Below are 19202 nucleotides of genomic sequence, written 5' to 3' on the forward strand. Positions count from 1 at the left end.
CAGGACGGGATGCACAGCATGAAGAAATGGATTTGCGTGATCTGCGGGTTCATCTACGATCCGGCGGTCGGCTTGCCCGATCATGGGATCGCTCCGGGCACTGCCTTCGAGGATCTGCCGGCGGACTGGATTTGCCCCGAATGCGGATCGCCCAAGGATTCCTTCGAACCGTACACGGAATAGCGTTCGTTCTTTGACCGACCGTCTCGCCGTGGCGGGGGTGCACCGCCGCGCAGAGGCATTGCGTGGATACTCGGTTCGGACGATGCGCCGGATGACTGCTGTTCTACCATGGCGGCGGATCGGGCCGGACGCCGATCAGGCGCACAGCCTGATGAACGCGTACAGAGCCGCAGGCATAGGCACCGGCGACAGTGCCGCGGTATTACGAGGAGAGTCTGGATGAAATTCAAACTGGTTTTCGCGGTCGGGGTGCTCGTCGGCGGATTTTGCATCCCCCTGCAGCAGGCATCGGCCAAGGTGTCGCCGGAAAAGGCCGCTGAGCTGGACGGCCCCAAGTACACCTGCATGGGCGCCGAGCGCGCTGGCAGTCCGAGCGGCATTCCTGAATACACCGGTAAATGGGTCGGCAAATGGCCCGGCATGACCAAGCCCTATGGCTACGAGCCAGGTCCGTACGCCGATGAAAAACCGCTGTTCAAGATCACCGCGCAGAACATGGCGCAGTACGAGGACAAGCTGACCGAAGGTCAGAAGGCCTTGCTCAAGCAGTATCCCGACTCGTACTACATGTACGTCTATCCCAGCCACCGCGACTTCGGCTTCCAGAGCTGGGTCTGCGACACGGCCAAGAAAAACGCGGTCGAAGCCGAGCTGATCGACGATGGCCTGGGGGTGAAGGGCACCGGCGGTGCGATCCCGTTCCCCTTTCCGGCCAATGGCACCGAGGCGGTCTGGAACATCATCAATCCGCATCGTGCATGGACCGAGAAGGCGGTCTGCGACATCGCCGACGTTTACGCCAACGGCAGCATCGCCTGGGGACGCAACAAGTTCATGACGATGAACCTGATGAACGATCCCAACGTGCGCCGTTCATACACCGAAAAGATCAACGCCTATTTCTACACCAGCTATCTGCTGCCCGAGCGCGACAAAGGTTTCACCGGCGTTGGCTTTCAGCCCAACAACTTCAAGACCGACGCGACCCAGGCCTGGCAGTACCAGCCGGGCATCCGCCGCGTGCGCCAGGCTCCGGAAGTCTGCTGTGATTACCCGGTGCCACCTGCCGGGTTGCGCACGGTCGATGACGACTATCTCTTCAACGGATCGCCCGAGCGCTATACCTGGAAGCTGGTGGGCAAAAAAGAAATGTACGTTCCTTACCACAACTTCAAGGTCAACGATCCGGCGATCAAGTACAAGGATTTGATCAAACCCAACACGATCAATCCCGAGTATGTGCGCTACGAGCTGCACCGCGTCTGGATCGTCGAGGGGTATTTGCGCGAGGGGTACCGCCATATCTACAGCAAGCGGCGGCTGTATGCCGACGAGGACACCTGGTTGGTTCTTTGGGCAGATAACTACGATGCGCGCGGCCAGCTCTGGCGGACCTCCTTCGTGAACTATTTCTACTCGCAGGAATCTGCCGCTTTCCATCGTGGAGTCTCGGTCTACCACGATTTGACGGCGAAAGCTTACGAGGCTGGCTATCTGGTTAACGAGCGCGGTGAAGACTGGTGGCGGATCAATATCCCGCTCACGCCCGCGATGTTCAGCCCGCAGGCCGCGGCGCGCGCAGGTCACTGACGAGAACGCTGCGCGACGGGTATGCCCGCACCGGGCGCGGCATGCGTGCGTGCGCAAGAGGGGGATGACAGAGATGGCGACGAAGAACGCATTCATCACCGGCTGCAACGTCGGACAGGCCAACCTGCTCGCCAAGGCGCTCGTGCAGCGCGGCTGGCGTGTGTTCGCCGGCGTGCTGCCGGGCGCACCCACGGATCTGAAGACGGGCGGAAATCTGACCGTCGTCGATCAGGACGTCTCCAACACCGAGTCGGTGCGCCGCAGCGCCGAGATCGTCACGGAGGCGCTTGGCGGCGAGGGGCTGGATCTGCTGATGAACGTCGCCGGTGTCGCCAACATCGCCGTCGGGGTTCTCGAAGGGGTGGATCTGGCACAGGCGGAGCGGCTGTTTCACATCAACACCTTCGGTCAGCTGCGCGTGATCCAGGCCTTCCTGCCGCTGCTGCGCAAGAATGCTCCGGGGTCGCGCATCGCCAACTACAGCTCCGGCGCGATCATCGCCAACCCGGTCGGCGCTGGCATCTACAACATGACCAAGCACGCGATTCACGGCATGACGCTGACCCTGCGTCACGAGCTGGCGCCGTTCGGCATCCAGGTGACGTCCATCGTGCCGGGCGGCGTGCTCACCGGAATGTCCGCGAATGCGCACGAGAACACCCGGAAAAGCTGGGCCAGCCAGCCCGCGGAGATCCAGAAAATCTACGAGCCGCTGCGCCCGGTCATGTGCCAGGTGCTGCCCGACATGCTCGAAAAGACCGGTAGCACGCCGGAACAGGCGCTCGAAGGCACGCTGGCGATCCTCGACAAAAAGACGTGGGCGCCGATGGAGTACCTGGGCAAGGACGTCAAGCCGATGGGGCTGATGCGCCGGATTTTCTCCGATCGCCAGCTCGAGGCGATCATGCGCCGGACGTTCAAGATTCCGGCGCATGCCTAAAGGGCGCGAGCGCATGCGCGATGCTCGACGCATCGGTGCGCTGGCCGGTTTTGGCGGTGTCGTTTCCGAACTTTGATTCGGGGCATTGAGCCGAGGAGGCAGACCATGAACGCCGTACTCAAGGAGTCGAACCGCTTTCGCACACTGTTCGACCGGCTGCAGACGCGCGTGCATGCGCTGGCGCTGACCAGCGCCGAGGAGCGTGCCGACAAGATCCGCCGCCTGCTCAAGGCCACGCTCGAAGCGCGGCCCGCGATCCTCGCCGCGGCCCACAAGGAGCTGCGCGTCAATGAAACCGACGTCGATGCACAGCTGCTGATGATCAAGTCGGAAGCCGAGTTCATCACGCGCAACCTGGCGGTGTGGATGGCGCCGCAACCGGTGCAGGGTTCGCTGATGACGCTCGGCAAGAAGTGCTACATCCGCTACGAGCCCAAGGGCGTCGTGCTGCATCTTTCGACCTGGAATGCGCCGATCGCCGAGGCCTTCGTCATGGCCTATGGTGCGATCGCGGCAGGATGCACCTTCGTGCTCAAGCCGTCGGAACTGGCGCCGCATTCGGCACAGGTGCTCGCCGATATCTGCGCCAAGGTCTTGCCCGAAGACGAGCTGGCCGTCGTCAATGGCGGCGCGGATGTCGCCACCGAGCTGCTGCAGCTGCCGTTCAACCATATTTTCTACATTGGCGGGCATCAGGTTGGCCGCATCGTCATGCGCGCGGCGGCCGAGCATTTCGCGACCGTGACCCTGGAGATGGGCGGCAAGAATCCGGTGATCGTCGATGCCAGCGCCGATCTCGACGAAGCCGGGCGCAAGATCGCCTGGGGGCGTGTGGCCAATGCCGGTCAGGTGTGCCTTGCGCCGGATTACGCCCTGGTGCATGCCAGCATCGTCGATGCTTTCGTCGCCGCACTCGCTCGGCATATGACCGCGATGTACAACGCCGATGGCCGGGGCTTCCAGCGCTCACCCGATCTGCCGCGCATCGTCAACCGTCGGCATTTCGATCGCATCAAGGCCTTGCTCGACGATGCGCTCGACAAGGGCGCGAAGCTCGAATTCGGCGGCGACACCGATGCCGACGATCTCTACATCGCGCCGACCATCCTCACGTCGGTGACCGAAGACATGCGCATCATGCAGGAGGAAATCTTCGGGCCGATTCTTTGCGTGCTGCCGTTCAACGAGCGCGAGGAGGCGATCGCGACGATCCGGCGCCGGCCCAAGCCGCTGGGGGCCTACATCTTTGCCAAGGACCGTGCGGCGATCGACTGGTTCATGGCGCGCACGACCTCGGGCAGCTTGGTCGTCAATCACAACCTCATTCAGTCCGGCACCAATCCGCACCTGCCGTTTGGCGGCGTCAATGCCAGCGGTATAGGCCGGGTTGGCGGACGCGCCACGTTCCTGGAGTGCTCGAATGCGCGCTCGGTCGTCGAGGATCAGTATCCGGCCGGCGATCCTAACATCATGTTCCCGCCGTATTCGGACAAATACAAAAAGATGATCGCGCAGATGCTCGCCAAGGAAATCCGCGTGCCGGATGCGGCGATCGATCTCATCAACGGCATCATCAAACTCACCAGCGTGTTCAAGCGCCGGTAATGTCCCGCGGCGTCAGCGGACGGCGATCGCGAGGGCCGCGCCGTCCGGCGTGAGCAGGCGCCGGGCGATCTCGGGACGGCAAAAGCAGCGCACGAAATCCGCCTGGATCAGCGCGATGACGGCGTCGTGCGCCGCGCGCATCCCGTCGGCGACCCAGCCGGCGAGGCGGGCCTGCTGCTGCGCCAGTAGCAGGCGGGCGTGGTCTTCCGCGCTGCCGGGGACGAACACCCCGTTGGCGGTTCCCCAATCGAACACCTGCCGCATCATCGCCAATCCCCGTTCCCAGATGCGTTGTTCGGCAACGCTGGGGCGGGCGGCGCTGTGATACCACGCACGACCGTCTTGCAGTTGCATGCGCAGGTAGTCCGGGTGTTCCAGCAAAAAGCGCAGGTGTGACTCCATCAGCGTCAGTATCTGTTCGATGCGCAGTGGTGAACGCAGATGCGTCTGCGCTGCCGCAGCGATGTGATCGAGCATCTCGGTGTCGCGCGCGATCAGGATCTCCCGGTAGAGCGCGTCTTTGCCTTCGAACTGCTGATACAGGGTGCCGAGCGACACGCCGGCCGCCTGCGCGATCGCCTGCATGCGGCTTTGCGCAAAGCCTTCTTCGGCAAAGATTTTCTCGGCCGCCGCCATGATGTGCTGGCGGTATAGCTCGGCGCGGGCATCGCGCAGCTCGCGGCCGGCCGGCGCGGCGTTCTTGCGGATGGCAGGAGGACGAGAGGCGGGCATTGGCTCAGGTATTGGACTTGACGTCCATGAAATTTAAGTTTCTAATCGAGAAATAGCAATTCTAAAAATGGAAACGCAAGTTTCCGGAGTCGGCAATGGCCATGAACCGTCTCGTGGATGCCCCTGGTCCCGTGCCTGCTGCAGCCGTTACCGGTTACGCAACCGGCGCGGTTTCGTCACGCATCATCGAATGCTTCAATCCTGCGACCGGTGTCCGTCTGGGGAGCGTACCCGCAGCGACGCCCGAGGAGGTCGTCGCTGCGGTGCAGCGGGCGCGCATCGCCCAGCGGGCCTGGGCAGCGAGCCGTTTTGCCGAGCGTCGCGCCGTGCTCGGCCATCTGCTCGATCACATCCTGGTGCACGTCGATGAGATCTGTGCGGCGATCGTCGAGGTCAGCGGCAAGACCTGGGAGCATGCGCTGCTCGGCGAGATCATGCCGGTGTGCACGAAGATCCGATGGATGCTGCGCAACGCCGAGCGATACTTAAAACCGGAACACGTTTCATCCGGGTGGCTGCTGCACAAAAAGGCGCGGATCGAATACCACCCGCTGGGCGTGGTCGCCTGCATCGTGCCGTGGAACTATCCATTCCAGAACGTCTTCGGTTCGCTGCTGGCGCCGCTGATGGCTGGCAATGCGGTGATCGTCAAGCCGTCGGAGATGGTCGCGTGGGCCTCGGCGCGCTTTCGCCGCATCCTCGATGAAGCGCTGACACGCGCCGGCTTCTCACCGGATACGGTGCAAATCGTCGATGGCACTGGCGAGACGGGCGCAGCACTGGTGAAAAGCGGCGTGCAGAAGATCCTGTTCATCGGATCGGTCGGTAATGGCCGGCGTATCGTCGAGGGCAGCGCGCAGACGCTGACGCCGGTGGTGATGGAGCTCGGCGGAAAAGACCCGCTCATCGTCTGTGACGATGCCGATCTCGACCAGGCCGTGCATGCATCGCTCGGTGGCTGTTTCATCAACCTCGGACAGAACTGCATCGCTGCCGAGCGTCTATTCGTGCACGCCGGTATCTACGAGCGCTTCGTCGAAGCCGTGCAGCGGCGTACGGCCGCGCTGCGCCAGGGCGTGCCGCACAGGCCGGGTGTGTTCGACGTCGGGGCGATCACCTCGCCGGCGCAGCTTCAGATCATCGACACGCTGGTTCAGGATGCCATCGCACGCGGTGCGCGTGCGCTCGTCGGTGGCCGGCGCGGGGAGGGTCCGGGCCTGTTCTATCCGCCGACGATACTGGTCGATGTCACGCCCGACATGCGCATCGCCCGCGAGGAAGTGTTTGGTCCGGTGATGTTGATTTTCAAGGTCGCCGACGATGCCGAGGCGATCCGTCTGGCCAACGATTCCGCGTTTGGCCTGCAGTCGTGCGTATTCACGCGCGACCGCGCCCGCGGCGAGCGGATCGCCGCCGCGCTCCAAGCCGGGGGCACCTGCATCAACGATTTCGGTCTGTGTTACCTGGCGCAGGATCTGCCGTTTGGCGGGATCAAGGCATCCGGCTATGGGCGCATGAATGGCCGCGATGGGCTCCGTGCCTACACCAACGCCAAGGCCGTGCTGACCGACCGCTTTGCCTTCAGCGTGCCGCCGAAGGTTTTCCCGGTGGGGCCGGACGATTATGTGCGTGCCCGCTGGGGTCTGCGTCTGCTGTTTGCGCGCCGCTGGCGCGACCGTCTGCGCTACTTGTTCGCGCCTCGTTCATCCGCTCGCCCGGAGCTGTCGTCATGACCACTACCTTCATCGTGATCTGGATCGCCATCTTGGTTTTCGACGCCGTGCTGATGGGCACGCTGACCTGGATGACACGCGCACCGCGCTTTGCCCGCTACCGTATCCCGCCGCCGGGCGAGAACCGCATGCCCCGCCTGCGCCGGCTGATCAACACCAATCTGAACAACCTGATGGCGCTGTGCATTTTTGCTGCCTTTCTGTACCACTTCGGGGCGCGTCTGCTCGAACCGGGCTGGCCCGGCGTCACGCGCCTGCTCGGCGAGACGCTGGGTGTGCTGCTGCTCTATGACCTCGCCTATTACGCCTATCACCGCGCGCTGCATCATCCGAAGCTGATGCGCTTCGTGCACGGCGTGCACCACCACGTGCGGTTCCCGACTGCCGCGGAGAGCAACTACCTGCACCCGGCCGAGCAGATCGGCGCGCTGGTCATGCTGCTCGGTGCGATCGCCCTGCTCGGGCCGATCAGTGCCGCTTCGTTTTTGGCCATTTTCTTCATCTACTCGACGGTCAACATCGTCGTGCACAGCAATCTGGTGTTCCCGCACCCGGCGCTGCGGCTGTTCAATTTCTGGTCCGTGCGCCATGACATCCATCACCGTCAGGTGCGGCATAACTACGCCTCGATCTTCCCGTTCTGGGATCAGGCGTTCGGAACCTTCAAGTGAGCCGTGCCGTGGGCCGTAGGATCTTGATCACCGGCGGGCAGGGTTTCGTCGGCCGCGCACTGGTCGAGCGGTTCGCCGATCTGGGACATGAAATCATCTGCGCCGACGTGCGCGGCTCTGCCTATCGCGACGACGTGCGTTTCCTGACGCTCGACATCCGCGATGCATCGGCGCTACGCGCTGCCTGCAGCGGGATCGATAGCGTGATCCACAGCGCCTCTCTGGTGCACACCAAGCACAACCGCCAGGCCGACGTCTGGGCAGTCAACCTCACGGGCACGCAGAATGTGCTCGATGCCTGCCGGGCGCAGGGCGTCGCGCGGCTGGTTTACATCAGCTCGGCCAGCGTCGTGTACGAGGGCCGGGATATCGAGAACGGGGACGAACGTTTGCCCTATGCGCGGATCGCCCAGGCACCGTATGCCGACAGCAAGCTCTCCGCGGAAAAAGCGGTCCTCGCCGCCAGCGGGCGCGACGGCGTGCTGACCTGCGCGCTGCGGCCGCACGTCGTCTTCGGCCCCGGCGACAACCGCTTCATCCCGGCGATCGTACGCAAGGCGCAGCAGGGCAGGCTCAGACGCGAAATCGGCCGGCGCGACAAGCTGTCCGACTTCACCTACATCGACAATCTCGTCGATGCGGTCGTCGCCGCCGAGGCGCGACTGCGGCCAGGATCGGTGGTCGCCGGGCAGGCTTACTTCATCACCAACGGCGAGCCGATGGCGTTCTTCACCTTCGTCGAGCGGTTTCTCGCCGAACTCGGTTATCCGCCGATCCGTGGCCGCGTGCCGTACTGGCTCGCCTATGGTGTCGCCGCATTCGCCGAGGCGCTCGATACGCTCAAGGGCGGCACGCTGGGTGCCGAGGACGGCCTCACCCGCTTCGCAGTGCGCTATCTGCACACGCACCACTATTTTTGCATCGACAAGGCACGGCGCGACCTGGACTACCGGCCCGCCGTCAGCCTCGACGACGGCATTCGCGCGACGGCGCAGGCGCTGCGCGGGGGCAGCGCTTGGGCGCACGCGCGTACTTGTGGTGCGTTCACTGCGTCTTGATCATCAGATCGAGCAGCTTGCGTTTGAAGTTCGTATACGGCGGGAACAGCGTGCGCGCCATCATGAAGCGGGTGCGTACCACCGCCCGTTCGTGCGAGAACGCCTTGAAGCCGTAGATCCCGTGGGCACTGCCGATGCCGGAGTTGTTGACGCCGCCGAACGGCAGACGGCCATGCGCGTATTGGACGACGCAGTGGTTGATGCAGGTGCCGCCGGCGCTGGTCCTCTTCAGCGTCTTTTCGATGTTGGCTTCGGTCTTGCTCCAGATGTAGAGCGCGAGCGGCTTGGGTTGCGCGTTGATCTCGTCGATGACCCGGTCGAGATCCGTGTACGGGATGATCGGCAGCAGCGGGCCGAAGATCTCCTCCGACTGGATCTTGGCGTCGGCAGGGATGTTGTCGAGCAGGGTCGGCTGGATGAAGCAGTCTTTCTCGCTGACCGCTCCGCCGCAGAGCACGCGGGCGCCGCGCTGCTGGGCATCGGCGAGCAGGTTATGGATGCGCTGGGTGTGGCGTTCGTTGACGACGCGCGCCAGATACGGCGATTGCATCTGCTCGGCGGCGGTCTTGCCGTAGCACGACTCGATCACGGCGATGCATTCCTTGACGAAGGCGTCCTTGACCGAGGCATGGACATAGACATAGTCCGGCGCGATGCAGGTCTGGCCGTTGTTCGTGTACTTGCCCCACATCAGCGTGCGCGCCGCGAGCTTGATGTCGGCATCGGCATCGATGATTGTCGGCGACTTGCCGCCCAGCTCCAGCGTCACCGACGCGAGATGTTTGGCCGCCGCGGCCATCACGATCTTGCCGACTGCCGGCGAGCCGGTGAAAAAGATGTGATCGAACGGCAAGGCCAACAGTGCCGTGGCGACACTCACGTCGCCCTCGAACAGCGCAACCTCATCGGGCGGGAAGATCTCCTTGATGATCTTGGCCATCAGGGCCGACAGGTGCGGAGTCATTTCCGAGGGCTTGAGGATCGCCGTATTGCCGGCGGCGATACAGGACACCAGCGGGCTGAAGCACAGATTGACGTTGTAGTTCCACGGCGAAATGATCAGGCAGCGGCCCTTGGGTTCGTATTGCACCCAGGACTTCAGGCCGATGGTCAGGCTCGTCGGCCAGACGTGCTGGGGCTTCATCCATTTCTTCAGCGAACGCATCGCGTGTTTGGCTTCGCTGATGACCGGAAGCACTTCGGCCAGATCGACCTCCGCTGGCGGCTTCTTGAAGTCTTGATAGGCGGCCTCATAAAACGCCTCGCGGTGCGCCATCACGGCATCGTGCAGGCGCTTGATTTTGGCGATGCGCTCCTCGGCGGTGGACGTGCGCAGGCGCAGCGCGGTCTCGCGCTGCAGATCGAAGATGCGCCGGATCTCGGATTCGAGGGTGGTGACCGCCGGGGCGGCCCCGGGCAGATAGGAAACGACCGTGTTCATGCTGTCTCTCCAGGCGTCCGGGGATCTAAGCGCAACCGATCCCCTCGATGTGGGAGGTCGAGTATAGGCCGCTCGCCGAAATCATGACACCCCCGTCACGGATCGATCCGGGGGTCCCATCGGCGCTTGCCGTCCGTTATGGTTGTCGTCCGCATCCGGAACGCGAGTCGAAAGGAGGGGAGCAATGAGCCGCAAAATGCGGATCCTAAAGCCGCTGGACGCGGCGTGGATGTATGTCGATACCGTGGATACGCCGATGCAGGTCGCCTGCCTTGCGATCTTCTCGCTGCCCGCGGATGCACCCGACGATTTCATCAAAGAGCTGTTCGCGCACCTGCGCTCGGTGCAGCGCTTCGCTCCGCCGTTCAATCTCAAGCTGCGTTCGCCCAGGCTCAAGGCGCTGCTGCCGGCCTGGGTGGAGGACGAGCACATCGACCTGGACTACCACCTGCGCCACTCGGCCCTGCCCAAGCCGGGAGGGGAGCGCGAGCTCGGCGTGCTGATTTCGCGCCTGCACTCGCACCCGATGGATTTCAACCGCCCGCTCTGGGAGTGCCACATCATCGAGGGGCTGGAGAACAACCGGTTCGCGCTGTACATGAAGATGCACCACGCGCTCGTCGACGGTATCGGCGGCATGCGCATGCTACAGCGCATGCTTTCGCCCGATCCGCAGGCGCGCACCTTGCCGCCACCCTGGGCAGTGGGCTGTGGCGCGGCGGCGCAGCGCGACGATGCGCCCAGTGATTTCGACGCGCGGCTGCGCCAGCTCGCCGCTGCCGCGCGCACGCAACTGGAAATCGCGCCAGCCGTGGCCAAGGCCCTGGGGCATGTGGTGCGGGAAACCGTACAGCGGCATGAGCCGCAGGAAGCCCTGCCGTTCGCCGCCCCGCACTCGGTGCTCAATGCCCGGGTTTCCGCACAGCGCAGGTTTGCGACCCAGCATTACGAGCTGGAACGCGTCCGCGCCGTCGCCAAGGCGTCGGATGCGACGCTCAACGACGTTTTTCTCGCGCTCTGCGCCGCTGCGCTGCGCCGGTATCTGCTGGAGATCGATGCACTGCCGGAACAGCCGCTGACCGCCGGCGTGCCGGTGTCGGTGCGGCCGGCGGACGATCAGAATGCCGGCAATGCGATCAGCTTCATCATCGCCAACCTCAACACCGACGTCGAGGATCCGCTCGAGCGGTTGCGCCGGATCCGCGAATCCACGCATCTGGCCAAGGCGCATCTGCAGCGCCTGCCCAAAGCCGGTATCGACAGTTACACGATGATTTTCATGGCGCCGTTCATCCTGCAGCTGCTCGTGGGCCTGGCCGGCAAGGCGCGGCCGATGTTCAACGTGACCATCTCCAACGTGCCCGGTCCCAAGCATGCGCTGTATTTCAACGGCGCGCGCATGGAGCAGATGTATCCCGTCTCCCTGCTCTCGCACGGGCAGGCGCTGAACATCACGGCGGTCAGCTATGACGGTCAGTTCAACATCGGCTACACCGGGTGTCGCGATACGCTGCCGAGCATGCAGCGTCTCGCGGTCTATACCGGTGAGGCGCTCGAGGAGCTGGAACGGGCGCTGGGCATCGCCGCGCGGCGGCAACCGGAGCCGGCGAGGAAGACGGCACGCAAGCGCGAAAAAGTCGCGGTCTAGGGAACCCCTGATCCAGTGGGACCGGCCCGGCGTGCGCTCTCGCGCGCGTAATTCCGGGCCGCGACGCGGGCATGAGGGGGCAGCCTGCTCCTAGGCTCCCCACAAGTGCAGGCCGTATTTCCAGTACCCGTGAACGTTGTTGAGGCGCGCGTCCTGGTCGGCGGGCATCGGCAGCACCTCGCCTTCGAGCAGGGGCGCCAGATACGCCGACAAGGCCGCACCGCCGCCGCCGGTGATGACGATGGCGTCCAGATCCCAGTCGTCCGACCAGAGGCGGTTGACTTCCTGGGCGATGCGCGTGGCCAGTTGCTGAAAGGCCTGCTGCACGAGTCCGGTCAGGTCGTAGCGCTTGCCCTTGATCTTGATCGTGCCTCTGCTGACGCCTTCGTAGAGCCGGTACAGCTCCACGTTCACGCCGCTTTTCTCCTGCAGCACGTTGGCGATCGCCGTATAGGCGACGGCGATTCCGGAATCGGACGACTGGCTGCCGCGTTCGGAATAGCGCGTCTTGTCGCTGATCGTGTAGTCGGCGGTACGAAAGCCGATGTCGATGATGCCGATTTTCTCGGTGATGAAGCGCTGGCTCGCCGGTTTGCCGATGTCATTGAGCATCAGGTTGAACATCGAGCCGAAGGGTTGCGGGATCACGCGCACTTTTTCGACGTTGATCACCTTTTCTTCGCGCTCACCGGTGCCTGGTTTGACCACGGTGACGGTGTGGCGCTGCTGTAGCAATGTCGTGAGCGGATCCTTGTAGCGGCGGAAAAAGCTGATCGGCAGCCCGGTGACCAGACGCACCGGATCGCCGCTGGCCACGAATGGCGCCAGCGCGGTGAGGGCGAGCGGTTTGGCGTATTGCGCGAGGAACTGGTTCTGATCGAGCGTGAAACCGCGTCCGCGCGACTGCTGCTCGGCGAGTTCGCCGACAAAGTAGGACTGGTTGCCGATCGCGATATGGCGGGGGAACTGCGGTACGCCGGGTAGCAGGCTCTCGCCGAACTGAGCTTCGTTGGCCTCGCCGACGATCGATTTGAAGACCTGATACTGCTTACCGTCCGTGGCTTTCGTATACCCAAAGCCGATGTCCGCGCCGAGCACCTTCACGGTAACCCCCTGATGCCGATGGTGCGGCTGTTTCTAGCATGCAGCCTCGTGAAATACAAAAACGCGCCGGGGCCGTGCCCATGTTCACGGCTGCAGGCGTTCTGCGCCGCTGCCGTTGCGCGCCACGAAATTGAGGACGGTGCCGGCCGGATCGACGACGGTGAAGGCATCTTCGCCGTTGGCAAAGCGTTTGAGCGTGCCCAGCGGCACGATCCCGCGCCGCGTGAGCATTTCGAATGCGCCGGCGACGTCATCGACTTCGATCACCAGGCACAGGCCGCGGGTCTGGGTCGTATGCGGGAACACCGGCAGCGGCACTGGCGGCTGTGGACGCACCAAGCCGATCTCCCAGTCGCCGAGAGCGATTTGCACGTAATGCTCGCTGCGAAACACGATGTGCGCGTCGAAGGCGCGCTGGTAGAACTCGCAGCACTCGCGCAGGGCCGTGGTGGTGATGAGCGGGTACCAGGCTCTCATCGCGGGCGTGATAGCGCAGCGAGCGTGTGTCCGGCCCGTTCCCAGTTGCGGCCGTCGAAGTCTTCGTAATCGACGCCGGTGAGCGTCCCTGGGTCGAGGCAACGCAGATTCACCGACCAGCCGTCCGGGTTGGACCGCGGTACGTAGAACGACTTGATGCCGCAGATACGGCAGAACAGATGCCGGGCGACGCCGGTGTTGAAGGTATAGCAGCTGAGCACGTCCTGCCCCTGCAGCAGGCGAAAATCGGCGGCCGGGACGATCAGATGCTCGAATCCCGTCATCCGGCAGATCGAGCAATTGCAGCGCAGCACGCGTGGGTGTGCCGGTGCGCGCACCTCGAAGCGCACGCGTCCGCAATGGCAGCCTCCACGGTGAGTGACCCAGTCGTCCATCGCAGCCTCCAGTGCGCAGGTGCCGCCAACGGCGTAGCGGCGTGCAAAACGGCTGGCTATCGTGCCGCGAAAAACCTGCAAGCGGCAAGCATGGCGACTACAATCCCGGCATGAGACTCGCGTTCACCAAGATGCATGGTGCCGGCAACGATTTCGTCGTCATCGATGCCACGCGCACGCCGTTCGCGCCGACGCCGGCCTTGCTGCGCCGCCTGACCGACCGTCGGTTCGGCGTCGGCTGCGATCAAGTGTTGGTGATCGAGCCGCCCTCTACGCCCGACGTCGACTTCGATTACCGCATTTTCAATGCCGACGGATCCGAGGCCGGCCAGTGCGGGAATGGCGCGCGAGCGCTGGCGCGCTACGTGCGGGAGGCCGGGCTGTCGGACAAAGACCGGATCCGTGTGCGGACCTCGACCTCGGTGCTGGAGCTCGGCTATGCCGGCGACGGGCTTTACACGGTCGACATGGGGGTGCCGCGCCTGGACCCGGATGAAATCCCGTTGCGGGTTGGCGCGCGCGCCATACGGTATGCGCTGACGCTCGACGGCATCGGAGCCGTGGAATTCGGCGCAGTGAGCATGGGCAATCCGCACGCGGTGCTGCCGGTTGCGGCGGTCGAGACCGCACCGGTCGAGTCGCTGGGCGCGGCCCTGCAGGCGCATCCCGCATTTCCGCAGAGCGTCAACGTGGGTTTTCTGCAGGTGATTTCCCGCGAACGGGCGCGGCTGCGCGTTTGTGAGCGGGGCGTCGGCGAGACCCTGGCCTGCGGCAGCGGTGCCTGCGCGGCGGCCGTGATCGGGCAGTTGTGGGGGCTGCTCGGCGAAGACGTCGCGATGGAACTGCGCGGCGGGGTACTGCGCATCCGCTGGCCGGGAGAGGGGCATCCGGTGCAGATGACCGGACCGGCCGAAACCGTATTCCGGGGGGAAATCGAATGGCCGAGCTGACCGTATCCAAAGGAGAGGGCAATGCCCCTGCGCTCAACGAGCGCGAGGTCGTCGCTTATCTCAAAGCGCATCCCGATTTCTTGAACCGTCATCCGGATTTGCTCGAAAGCATCGAGCTTCGCCACAGGGCCGGCTCGGCGGTGTCGCTGATCGAAAAGCAGGTGGACATGCTGCGCGCCAAGAACCAGCGCCTCGAGGACCGCCTGCAACGGCTCATGGACGCGGCGCGCGAGAACGAGCGGCGCAGCGCGCACGTGCAACGGCTCGCGCGCACGCTGATCCGCGCGCCATCGCTGGCGGCCGTCGCGGCTGGCCTTGCGCGCTGCATGCGCGAGGATTTCGGCATCGAGGAGGTGTTCGTGGGCATCGCCGCGGCCCAGTTCAAGCGGCGCGACATCGAAGGGATCCATCCGATCGAGCCGGATGGACGGCTGGCGCGCGCCTTCGACGATTTCTTCCGTACGCGCCTGATCGAATGCGGGCCGATCGCGCCGGACAAGGCGCGGCTGCTGTTTCCCAAGGCCGCGCGGCCGGTGCTGTCGGCTGCCATCGTGCCGCTGGAGAAGGACAAGAGCCTGGGCATGCTGGCGCTGGGCAGCGGTGATGCACAGCGCTTTCAGCCGCGACAGGGCAAGTTTTTTCTCGAGCTGACCGCGGACCTGGTGGCCGCGGCCGTGCGCGCGCGCCTTTGATGGAGCACGGCGGCGCGCGCGACCGGGCGCCGGCGGTGCCGCCGGCGCTGGCTGCGCTGTTTCAGGACTATGTCGAGCATTTGCGCCACCAGAAGCGGTATTCCGCGCATACCTGCGCGGCGAGCGCACGTGATCTCGCCGCTTTCGGACGCTACTGCGCGCGCGCCGGCGTGCAGGCGCTCACGCAGATCGACCTGCACCTCGTGCGCGGCTTCGTTGCCCACCGCCACCGCGGGGGCGCACAGCCGGCGACACTGCAGCGCGCGCTCTCGACACTGCGCGGATTCTTCCGCCACCAGATCCGTGAGGGGCGGCTGCAGGCCAACCCGGCGCAGACCGTGCGCGCACCCCGGCTGCGCCGCAAGCTGCCGGGCGTGATCGATGCCGAGCGGCTGAACGAAGCGCTCGCGTACGTCCCCGAGGATGCGCTGACCGAGCGTGACCAGGCGATGGTCGAACTGTTTTATTCGGCGGGGCTGCGCCTGGCCGAGCTGCATGCGCTCGATGTCGGCGATGTCGCCGGGGAGCGTGCGGAGATCACGATCACCGGCAAGGGTCGCAAGGACCGTGTCGTCCTGATCGGGCGTGCCGCGCGCGCGGCGTTGGCGCGATGGCTGGCGCTGCGCCCGGCGTATGCCAAGGCCGACGAGCCGGCGCTCTTCGTGTCCGCGCGCGGTAGCCGGCTGTCGCGACGTGCCATCGGTCTGCGGCTGCGGGCCTGGGCCCTGAAAGCAGGGCTGGGCGTGCACTTGCATCCGCACCGGCTGCGCCATGCGTTTGCGACACATCTGCTTGAATCCAGCGGAGACCTTCGGGCCGTGCAAGAGCTTCTCGGGCATGCCCACCTGAGTACCACGCAGGTCTATACGCAGCTCGACTGGAAACGCCTGGCGGCAGTTTACGATCAAGCGCATCCGCGCGCTCGGCGCAGGCAACCCGCCGGGGGCTGAGGATCCGGTGTGGCTGGTGGGTGCTTGTGCGCCGCCAGATTCTGCGTATCATCCGCGGCCGTCGATCCCTGTGTATCGGGATCGCCAACCCTTGCGCTGTCCGTCCATACGAAACTCTGGGAGTCTTGATCATGAATCGTCACATTATCACCGCGATGGGCCTGGCCTTCGCGCTGGCTCTGAGCGCCTGCGGCAAGAAGGAAGAGGCCGCTCCTGCGCCGGCCCCCGAGGCTGCCGCACCGGCGGCCGCGCCCGCCGCGCCCGCCGCCGAAGCCGCGGCCGATGCCAGCGCCGCCGCGCAGTCCTGCACGCAGGATTGCGGTGATGGCGTCGTCGCCACCATCCAGTGCGCGGCTGGTGAAACCGCGGTCTGCGACTGCGCCGCCGAGCCCAAGGCCAAGTGCGAGCCGGCTGCTGCCGCCCCAGCCCAGGCGCCGGCTGCCGCCCAGCCGGAGGCCGCTGCCCCGGCCGAGCAGGCCCACTGAAGTCCGGCGTCTGGCCGTGTGGAAAGGGCGCTTCGGCGCCCTTTTCCGTTTATTGTGCTTGAAAGACCGGCACAGTGCCCTCACGATCATCTTTCCACCCCCGACCATCCGGGCGCATGAGACAGTTTGACGGCACGACGATCCTGAGTGTGCGCCGCGGCGGCCAAGTCGCCGTCGGCGGCGACGGCCAGGTTTCGCTTGACAAGACGCGGATCAAGGGCAACGCGCGCAAGGTGCGGCGACTCTACGGCGATAAAGTCATCGCCGGATTCGCAGGCGGTACGGCGGATGCGTTCACCCTGTTCGAGCGCTTCGAGGGCAAACTGGAAAAGCACAGCGGCCAGCTGGTGCGGGCGGCCGTCGAGATGGCCAAGGACTGGCGCACCGACCGCTACCTGCGCCGGCTCGAAGCGCTGCTGATCGTCGCCGATCGGGACACATCGCTGATGATCACGGGCAATGGGGATGTCATGGAACCGGAAGCACACGGCGTGCTCGCGATCGGCTCCGGCGGCGCCTACGCCCAGGCGGCGGCGCGCGCGCTGGTCGAGAACACCGACCTCGACGCCCGCACGATCACCGAAAAGGCGCTGCACATCGCTGCGGACATCTGCATCTACACCAACCACACGCTGACGATCGAAACGATCGGGCCATGAGATAACGCGGGCGCGGATCGGATTTCGCATGCGGATTCCTGCGCGCCCGCATCGCAGGATCGAACCATGGACGCATCTGCTCATTCCTCGCCTCCGATGACGCCGCGGGAAATCGTCGCCGAACTCGACCGCCACATCGTCGGCCAGCAGGCTGCCAAGCGTGCGGTCGCCATCGCTTTGCGCAACCGCTGGCGCCGCGCGCAGCTCGATGCGCCGCTGCGTGCCGAGATCCATCCGAAAAACATCCTGATGATCGGACCCACCGGTGTCGGCAAGACCGAGATTGCGCGCCGTCTCGCGCGGCTTGCGAATGCGCCGTTCGTCAAGGTCGAGGCGACCAAGTTCACCGAAGTCGGCTATGTCGGCAAGGACGTGGACACGATCGTGCGCGATCTCGTCGACGTCGCGGTCAAGATGACCCGCGAGCAGGCGATGCGGCGGGTGCGTGACCAGGCCGAACTCGCGGCCGAGGAGCGTATCCTCGATGCACTGCTGCCGCCACCGAAGGATTTCGGCGAACCCAGCCCGCAGCGCCATCAAGAATTCAGCGCCGCGCGGCAGGTCTTCCGCAAGCAGTTGCGGGAGGGCCGCCTCGCCGACAAGGAGATCGACATCCGGTTGTCGCAGACCTTGCCGCGCATCGAGCTGATGGGCCCACCGGGCATGGAGGAGATGACCCAGCAGTTGCAGTCACTGTTCGCCAACCTGGGCCAGGGCCGGCAGAAGACGCGCAAGATGAGAATCGCCGATGCCCTTCCGCAGCTTATCGAGGAAGAAGCCGCCAAGCTCATCGACGACGAGGCAATCAAGGCCGAGGCGCTGCGCAACGCCGAGGAGAATGGCATCGTCTTCATCGACGAGATCGACAAGATCTGCAAGCGCGGCGAATACACCGGTGCCGATGTCTCGCGCGAAGGCGTGCAGCGCGACCTGCTGCCGCTGATCGAGGGCTGCACGGTGACGACCAAGTACGGTGCGGTCAAGACCGACCACATCCTGTTCATCGCCTCGGGCGCGTTCCACCTGGCCAAGCCGTCCGATCTCATCCCGGAGCTGCAGGGCCGCCTGCCGATCCGCGTTGAGCTCGACCCGCTCACCGCCGAGGATTTTTTGCGCATCCTCACCGAGCCCAATTACGCGCTGACCGAACAGTACCGGGCCTTGATGAAGACCGAAGGGGTCGATGTGGAATTCACACGCGAGGGCCTCGCCCGCATCGCCGAGATCGCCTGGCAGGTCAACGAGCGCACCGAGAACATCGGCGCGCGCCGCCTGCACACGGTGATGGAGCGGCTGATGGAGGACATCGCGTTCGAGGCGCCCGAGCGCAGCGGTAGCCGGATCACGATCGATGTCGCCTATGTCAATGAGCGTCTGGCGACGCTCGCCGGCAACGACGACTTGAGCCGCTACATCCTGTGAGCACGCCCGCACCGACCTCGATCCGCCTGCACCGCCAGTCGCGCCTGCTGGAAGTGAGCTGGCCCGACGGTGTGCGCCATGCGCTGCCCTGCGAATATCTGCGCGTGTTCTCGCCGAGCGCCGAGTTGCAGGGGCATGGGCTGCCCGAACCGATGCTGATCGGTGGCAAGCGTAACGTGAACATCGTGCGCATCGAGCCGGTCGGACGTTATGCGGTCAGACTGGTTTTCGATGACGGCCACGATACCGGGCTTTATTCCTGGAGTGTGCTGCGCACGCTCGGCGAGCGGTACGCGGAGAACTGGGCGCGCTATCTCGAGCGGCTAGAGCAACACGGCATGTCACGCGAATCCGACGTGGTCAAGCTGTCGGCCCTGGTGAAAACCTACACGCCGCCCGCTGCCGGGAAGGACCGAAGCGAATAGCCGAAATCCCGGCGCGGCGGCCTGCCGCCGGGCAGCCGCTAC

At 64.9% G+C, this 19202-nt stretch carries 20 protein-coding genes; 15 read left to right on the forward strand and 5 right to left on the reverse strand.

Annotated features, from left to right (window positions below; all coding sequences use genetic code 11):
• The first annotated feature begins 18 nt into the window (after positions 1 to 18).
• The 4 genes from rd (at position 19) to BMZ48_RS07610 (ending at position 4318) form a co-directional block, all read left to right on the forward strand.
• Complete coding sequence (gene rd, locus BMZ48_RS07595; RefSeq protein WP_091533502.1) at positions 19 to 183, forward strand: rubredoxin; 165 nt, start codon at positions 19 to 21, stop codon at positions 181 to 183.
• 219 nt (positions 184 to 402) lie between these two features.
• Positions 403 to 1773, forward strand: a complete 1371-nt coding sequence (locus BMZ48_RS07600) for a DUF1329 domain-containing protein (RefSeq protein WP_091533503.1) — start codon at positions 403 to 405, stop codon at positions 1771 to 1773.
• Between the two features lie 73 nt (positions 1774 to 1846).
• A complete protein-coding gene (locus BMZ48_RS07605; protein ID WP_234981562.1) occupies positions 1847 to 2713 on the forward strand; it encodes an SDR family NAD(P)-dependent oxidoreductase in 867 nt (288 codons plus the stop codon).
• A gap of 105 nt (positions 2714 to 2818) precedes the next feature.
• A complete protein-coding gene (locus BMZ48_RS07610) occupies positions 2819 to 4318 on the forward strand; it encodes an aldehyde dehydrogenase family protein (RefSeq protein ID WP_091533505.1) in 1500 nt (499 codons plus the stop codon).
• A gap of 12 nt (positions 4319 to 4330) precedes the next feature.
• Here BMZ48_RS07610 and BMZ48_RS07615 read toward each other — a convergent pair whose 3' ends face one another.
• Complete coding sequence (locus BMZ48_RS07615; protein ID WP_091533506.1) at positions 4331 to 5050, reverse strand: TetR/AcrR family transcriptional regulator; 720 nt, start codon at positions 5048 to 5050, stop codon at positions 4331 to 4333.
• A gap of 95 nt (positions 5051 to 5145) precedes the next feature.
• Between BMZ48_RS07615 and BMZ48_RS07620 the strand changes: the two genes are divergently transcribed.
• Genes BMZ48_RS07620 through BMZ48_RS07630 form a run of 3 tightly spaced genes read left to right on the forward strand, consistent with a single transcriptional unit; the run spans position 5146 to position 8512 of the window.
• Positions 5146 to 6783: an aldehyde dehydrogenase family protein gene (locus BMZ48_RS07620; protein ID WP_091533507.1), complete on the forward strand. Its 1638-nt coding sequence runs from the start codon at positions 5146 to 5148 to the stop codon at positions 6781 to 6783.
• Positions 6780 to 7454 (forward strand): sterol desaturase family protein, encoded by a 675-nt coding sequence (locus BMZ48_RS07625; RefSeq protein WP_091533508.1) that lies wholly within the window; start codon positions 6780 to 6782, stop codon positions 7452 to 7454. Before BMZ48_RS07620 ends, BMZ48_RS07625 begins: the two co-directional genes overlap by 4 nt.
• Positions 7455 to 7462: 8 nt before the next feature.
• A complete protein-coding gene (locus tag BMZ48_RS07630) occupies positions 7463 to 8512 on the forward strand; it encodes an NAD-dependent epimerase/dehydratase family protein (protein ID WP_200769563.1) in 1050 nt (349 codons plus the stop codon).
• Here BMZ48_RS07630 and BMZ48_RS07635 read toward each other — a convergent pair.
• Positions 8499 to 9953, reverse strand: a complete 1455-nt coding sequence (locus BMZ48_RS07635; protein ID WP_091533510.1) for an aldehyde dehydrogenase family protein — start codon at positions 9951 to 9953, stop codon at positions 8499 to 8501. The two genes, BMZ48_RS07630 and BMZ48_RS07635, sit on opposite strands and share 14 nt — an antisense overlap.
• A gap of 196 nt (positions 9954 to 10149) precedes the next feature.
• On the opposite strand from BMZ48_RS07635, the gene BMZ48_RS07640 reads away from it, so the two are divergent.
• Entirely contained in the window at positions 10150 to 11601 is a 1452-nt protein-coding gene (locus BMZ48_RS07640) for a WS/DGAT/MGAT family O-acyltransferase (RefSeq protein ID WP_091533638.1), read from the forward strand.
• Positions 11602 to 11691: 90 nt separating this feature from the next.
• Here the strand turns inward: BMZ48_RS07640 and BMZ48_RS07645 are convergent, their stop codons facing one another.
• The 3 genes from BMZ48_RS07645 to BMZ48_RS07655 all read right to left on the reverse strand — a co-directional run bounded on the left by BMZ48_RS07645 (position 11692) and on the right by BMZ48_RS07655 (position 13577).
• The gene (locus BMZ48_RS07645; RefSeq protein WP_091533511.1) at positions 11692 to 12705 is read right to left on the reverse strand and encodes a ParM/StbA family protein; all 1014 of its coding nucleotides are present in this window, start codon (positions 12703 to 12705) and stop codon (positions 11692 to 11694) included.
• Positions 12706 to 12789: 84 nt separating this feature from the next.
• Entirely contained in the window at positions 12790 to 13182 is a 393-nt protein-coding gene (locus tag BMZ48_RS07650) for a VOC family protein (RefSeq protein WP_091533512.1), read from the reverse strand.
• A complete protein-coding gene (locus BMZ48_RS07655) occupies positions 13179 to 13577 on the reverse strand; it encodes a GFA family protein (protein ID WP_091533641.1) in 399 nt (132 codons plus the stop codon). Before BMZ48_RS07655 ends, BMZ48_RS07650 begins: the two co-directional genes overlap by 4 nt.
• A gap of 110 nt (positions 13578 to 13687) precedes the next feature.
• Between BMZ48_RS07655 and dapF the strand changes: the two genes are divergently transcribed.
• From dapF to BMZ48_RS07690, 7 genes are all read left to right on the forward strand, one after another.
• Entirely contained in the window at positions 13688 to 14527 is an 840-nt protein-coding gene (dapF, locus tag BMZ48_RS07660) for a diaminopimelate epimerase (RefSeq protein WP_091533513.1), read from the forward strand.
• Positions 14515 to 15219: a DUF484 family protein gene (locus BMZ48_RS07665; protein WP_091533514.1), complete on the forward strand. Its 705-nt coding sequence runs from the start codon at positions 14515 to 14517 to the stop codon at positions 15217 to 15219. Before dapF ends, BMZ48_RS07665 begins: the two co-directional genes overlap by 13 nt.
• Positions 15219 to 16169, forward strand: coding sequence for a tyrosine recombinase XerC (locus tag BMZ48_RS07670; RefSeq protein ID WP_091533515.1), 951 nt, complete (start codon positions 15219 to 15221; stop codon positions 16167 to 16169). Before BMZ48_RS07665 ends, BMZ48_RS07670 begins: the two co-directional genes overlap by 1 nt.
• A 131-nt stretch (positions 16170 to 16300) precedes the next feature.
• Complete coding sequence (locus BMZ48_RS07675) at positions 16301 to 16654, forward strand: hypothetical protein (RefSeq protein WP_091533516.1); 354 nt, start codon at positions 16301 to 16303, stop codon at positions 16652 to 16654.
• A 116-nt stretch (positions 16655 to 16770) separates the two neighbouring features.
• Positions 16771 to 17313: an ATP-dependent protease subunit HslV gene (hslV, locus tag BMZ48_RS07680; RefSeq protein WP_091533517.1), complete on the forward strand. Its 543-nt coding sequence runs from the start codon at positions 16771 to 16773 to the stop codon at positions 17311 to 17313.
• A 96-nt stretch (positions 17314 to 17409) separates the two neighbouring features.
• On the forward strand, positions 17410 to 18735 hold the full coding sequence (hslU, locus tag BMZ48_RS07685) for an ATP-dependent protease ATPase subunit HslU (RefSeq protein ID WP_091533518.1): 1326 nt from the start codon (positions 17410 to 17412) through the stop codon (positions 18733 to 18735).
• Positions 18732 to 19160 carry a gamma-butyrobetaine hydroxylase family protein gene (locus tag BMZ48_RS07690; protein WP_091533519.1) on the forward strand — a complete coding sequence of 143 codons (429 nt, stop codon included), beginning with the start codon at positions 18732 to 18734 and terminating at the stop codon, positions 19158 to 19160. Before hslU ends, BMZ48_RS07690 begins: the two co-directional genes overlap by 4 nt.
• Positions 19161 to 19202 lie beyond the last annotated feature (42 nt).

This window comes from Fontimonas thermophila (genome assembly GCF_900113085.1).
In the GTDB taxonomy this organism is placed as follows: Bacteria; Pseudomonadota; Gammaproteobacteria; order Nevskiales; family Nevskiaceae; genus Solimonas; species Solimonas thermophila.

Bases quoted from the DNA above. Each gene is read 5' to 3' on its own strand.
- BMZ48_RS07640 (WP_091533638.1), top strand. From the start codon at position 10,150: ATGCGGATCCTAAAGCCGCTGGACGCGGCGTGGATGTATGTCGATACC.
- BMZ48_RS07610 (WP_091533505.1), top strand. From the start codon at position 2,819: ATGAACGCCGTACTCAAGGAGTCGAACCGCTTTCGCACACTGTTCGAC.
- BMZ48_RS07670 (WP_091533515.1), top strand. From the start codon at position 15,219: ATGGAGCACGGCGGCGCGCGCGACCGGGCGCCGGCGGTGCCGCCGGCG.
- BMZ48_RS07605 (WP_234981562.1), top strand. From the start codon at position 1,847: ATGGCGACGAAGAACGCATTCATCACCGGCTGCAACGTCGGACAGGCC.
- rd (WP_091533502.1), top strand. From the start codon at position 19: ATGAAGAAATGGATTTGCGTGATCTGCGGGTTCATCTACGATCCGGCG.
- dapF (WP_091533513.1), top strand. From the start codon at position 13,688: ATGAGACTCGCGTTCACCAAGATGCATGGTGCCGGCAACGATTTCGTC.
- hslV (WP_091533517.1), top strand. From the start codon at position 16,771: ATGAGACAGTTTGACGGCACGACGATCCTGAGTGTGCGCCGCGGCGGC.
- hslU (WP_091533518.1), top strand. From the start codon at position 17,410: ATGACGCCGCGGGAAATCGTCGCCGAACTCGACCGCCACATCGTCGGC.
- BMZ48_RS07675 (WP_091533516.1), top strand. From the start codon at position 16,301: ATGAATCGTCACATTATCACCGCGATGGGCCTGGCCTTCGCGCTGGCT.
- BMZ48_RS07665 (WP_091533514.1), top strand. From the start codon at position 14,515: ATGGCCGAGCTGACCGTATCCAAAGGAGAGGGCAATGCCCCTGCGCTC.
- BMZ48_RS07655 (WP_091533641.1), bottom strand. From the start codon at position 13,577: ATGGACGACTGGGTCACTCACCGTGGAGGCTGCCATTGCGGACGCGTG.
- BMZ48_RS07625 (WP_091533508.1), top strand. From the start codon at position 6,780: ATGACCACTACCTTCATCGTGATCTGGATCGCCATCTTGGTTTTCGAC.
- BMZ48_RS07650 (WP_091533512.1), bottom strand. From the start codon at position 13,182: ATGAGAGCCTGGTACCCGCTCATCACCACCACGGCCCTGCGCGAGTGC.
- BMZ48_RS07615 (WP_091533506.1), bottom strand. From the start codon at position 5,050: ATGCCCGCCTCTCGTCCTCCTGCCATCCGCAAGAACGCCGCGCCGGCC.
- BMZ48_RS07600 (WP_091533503.1), top strand. From the start codon at position 403: ATGAAATTCAAACTGGTTTTCGCGGTCGGGGTGCTCGTCGGCGGATTT.
- BMZ48_RS07635 (WP_091533510.1), bottom strand. From the start codon at position 9,953: ATGAACACGGTCGTTTCCTATCTGCCCGGGGCCGCCCCGGCGGTCACC.
- BMZ48_RS07620 (WP_091533507.1), top strand. From the start codon at position 5,146: ATGGCCATGAACCGTCTCGTGGATGCCCCTGGTCCCGTGCCTGCTGCA.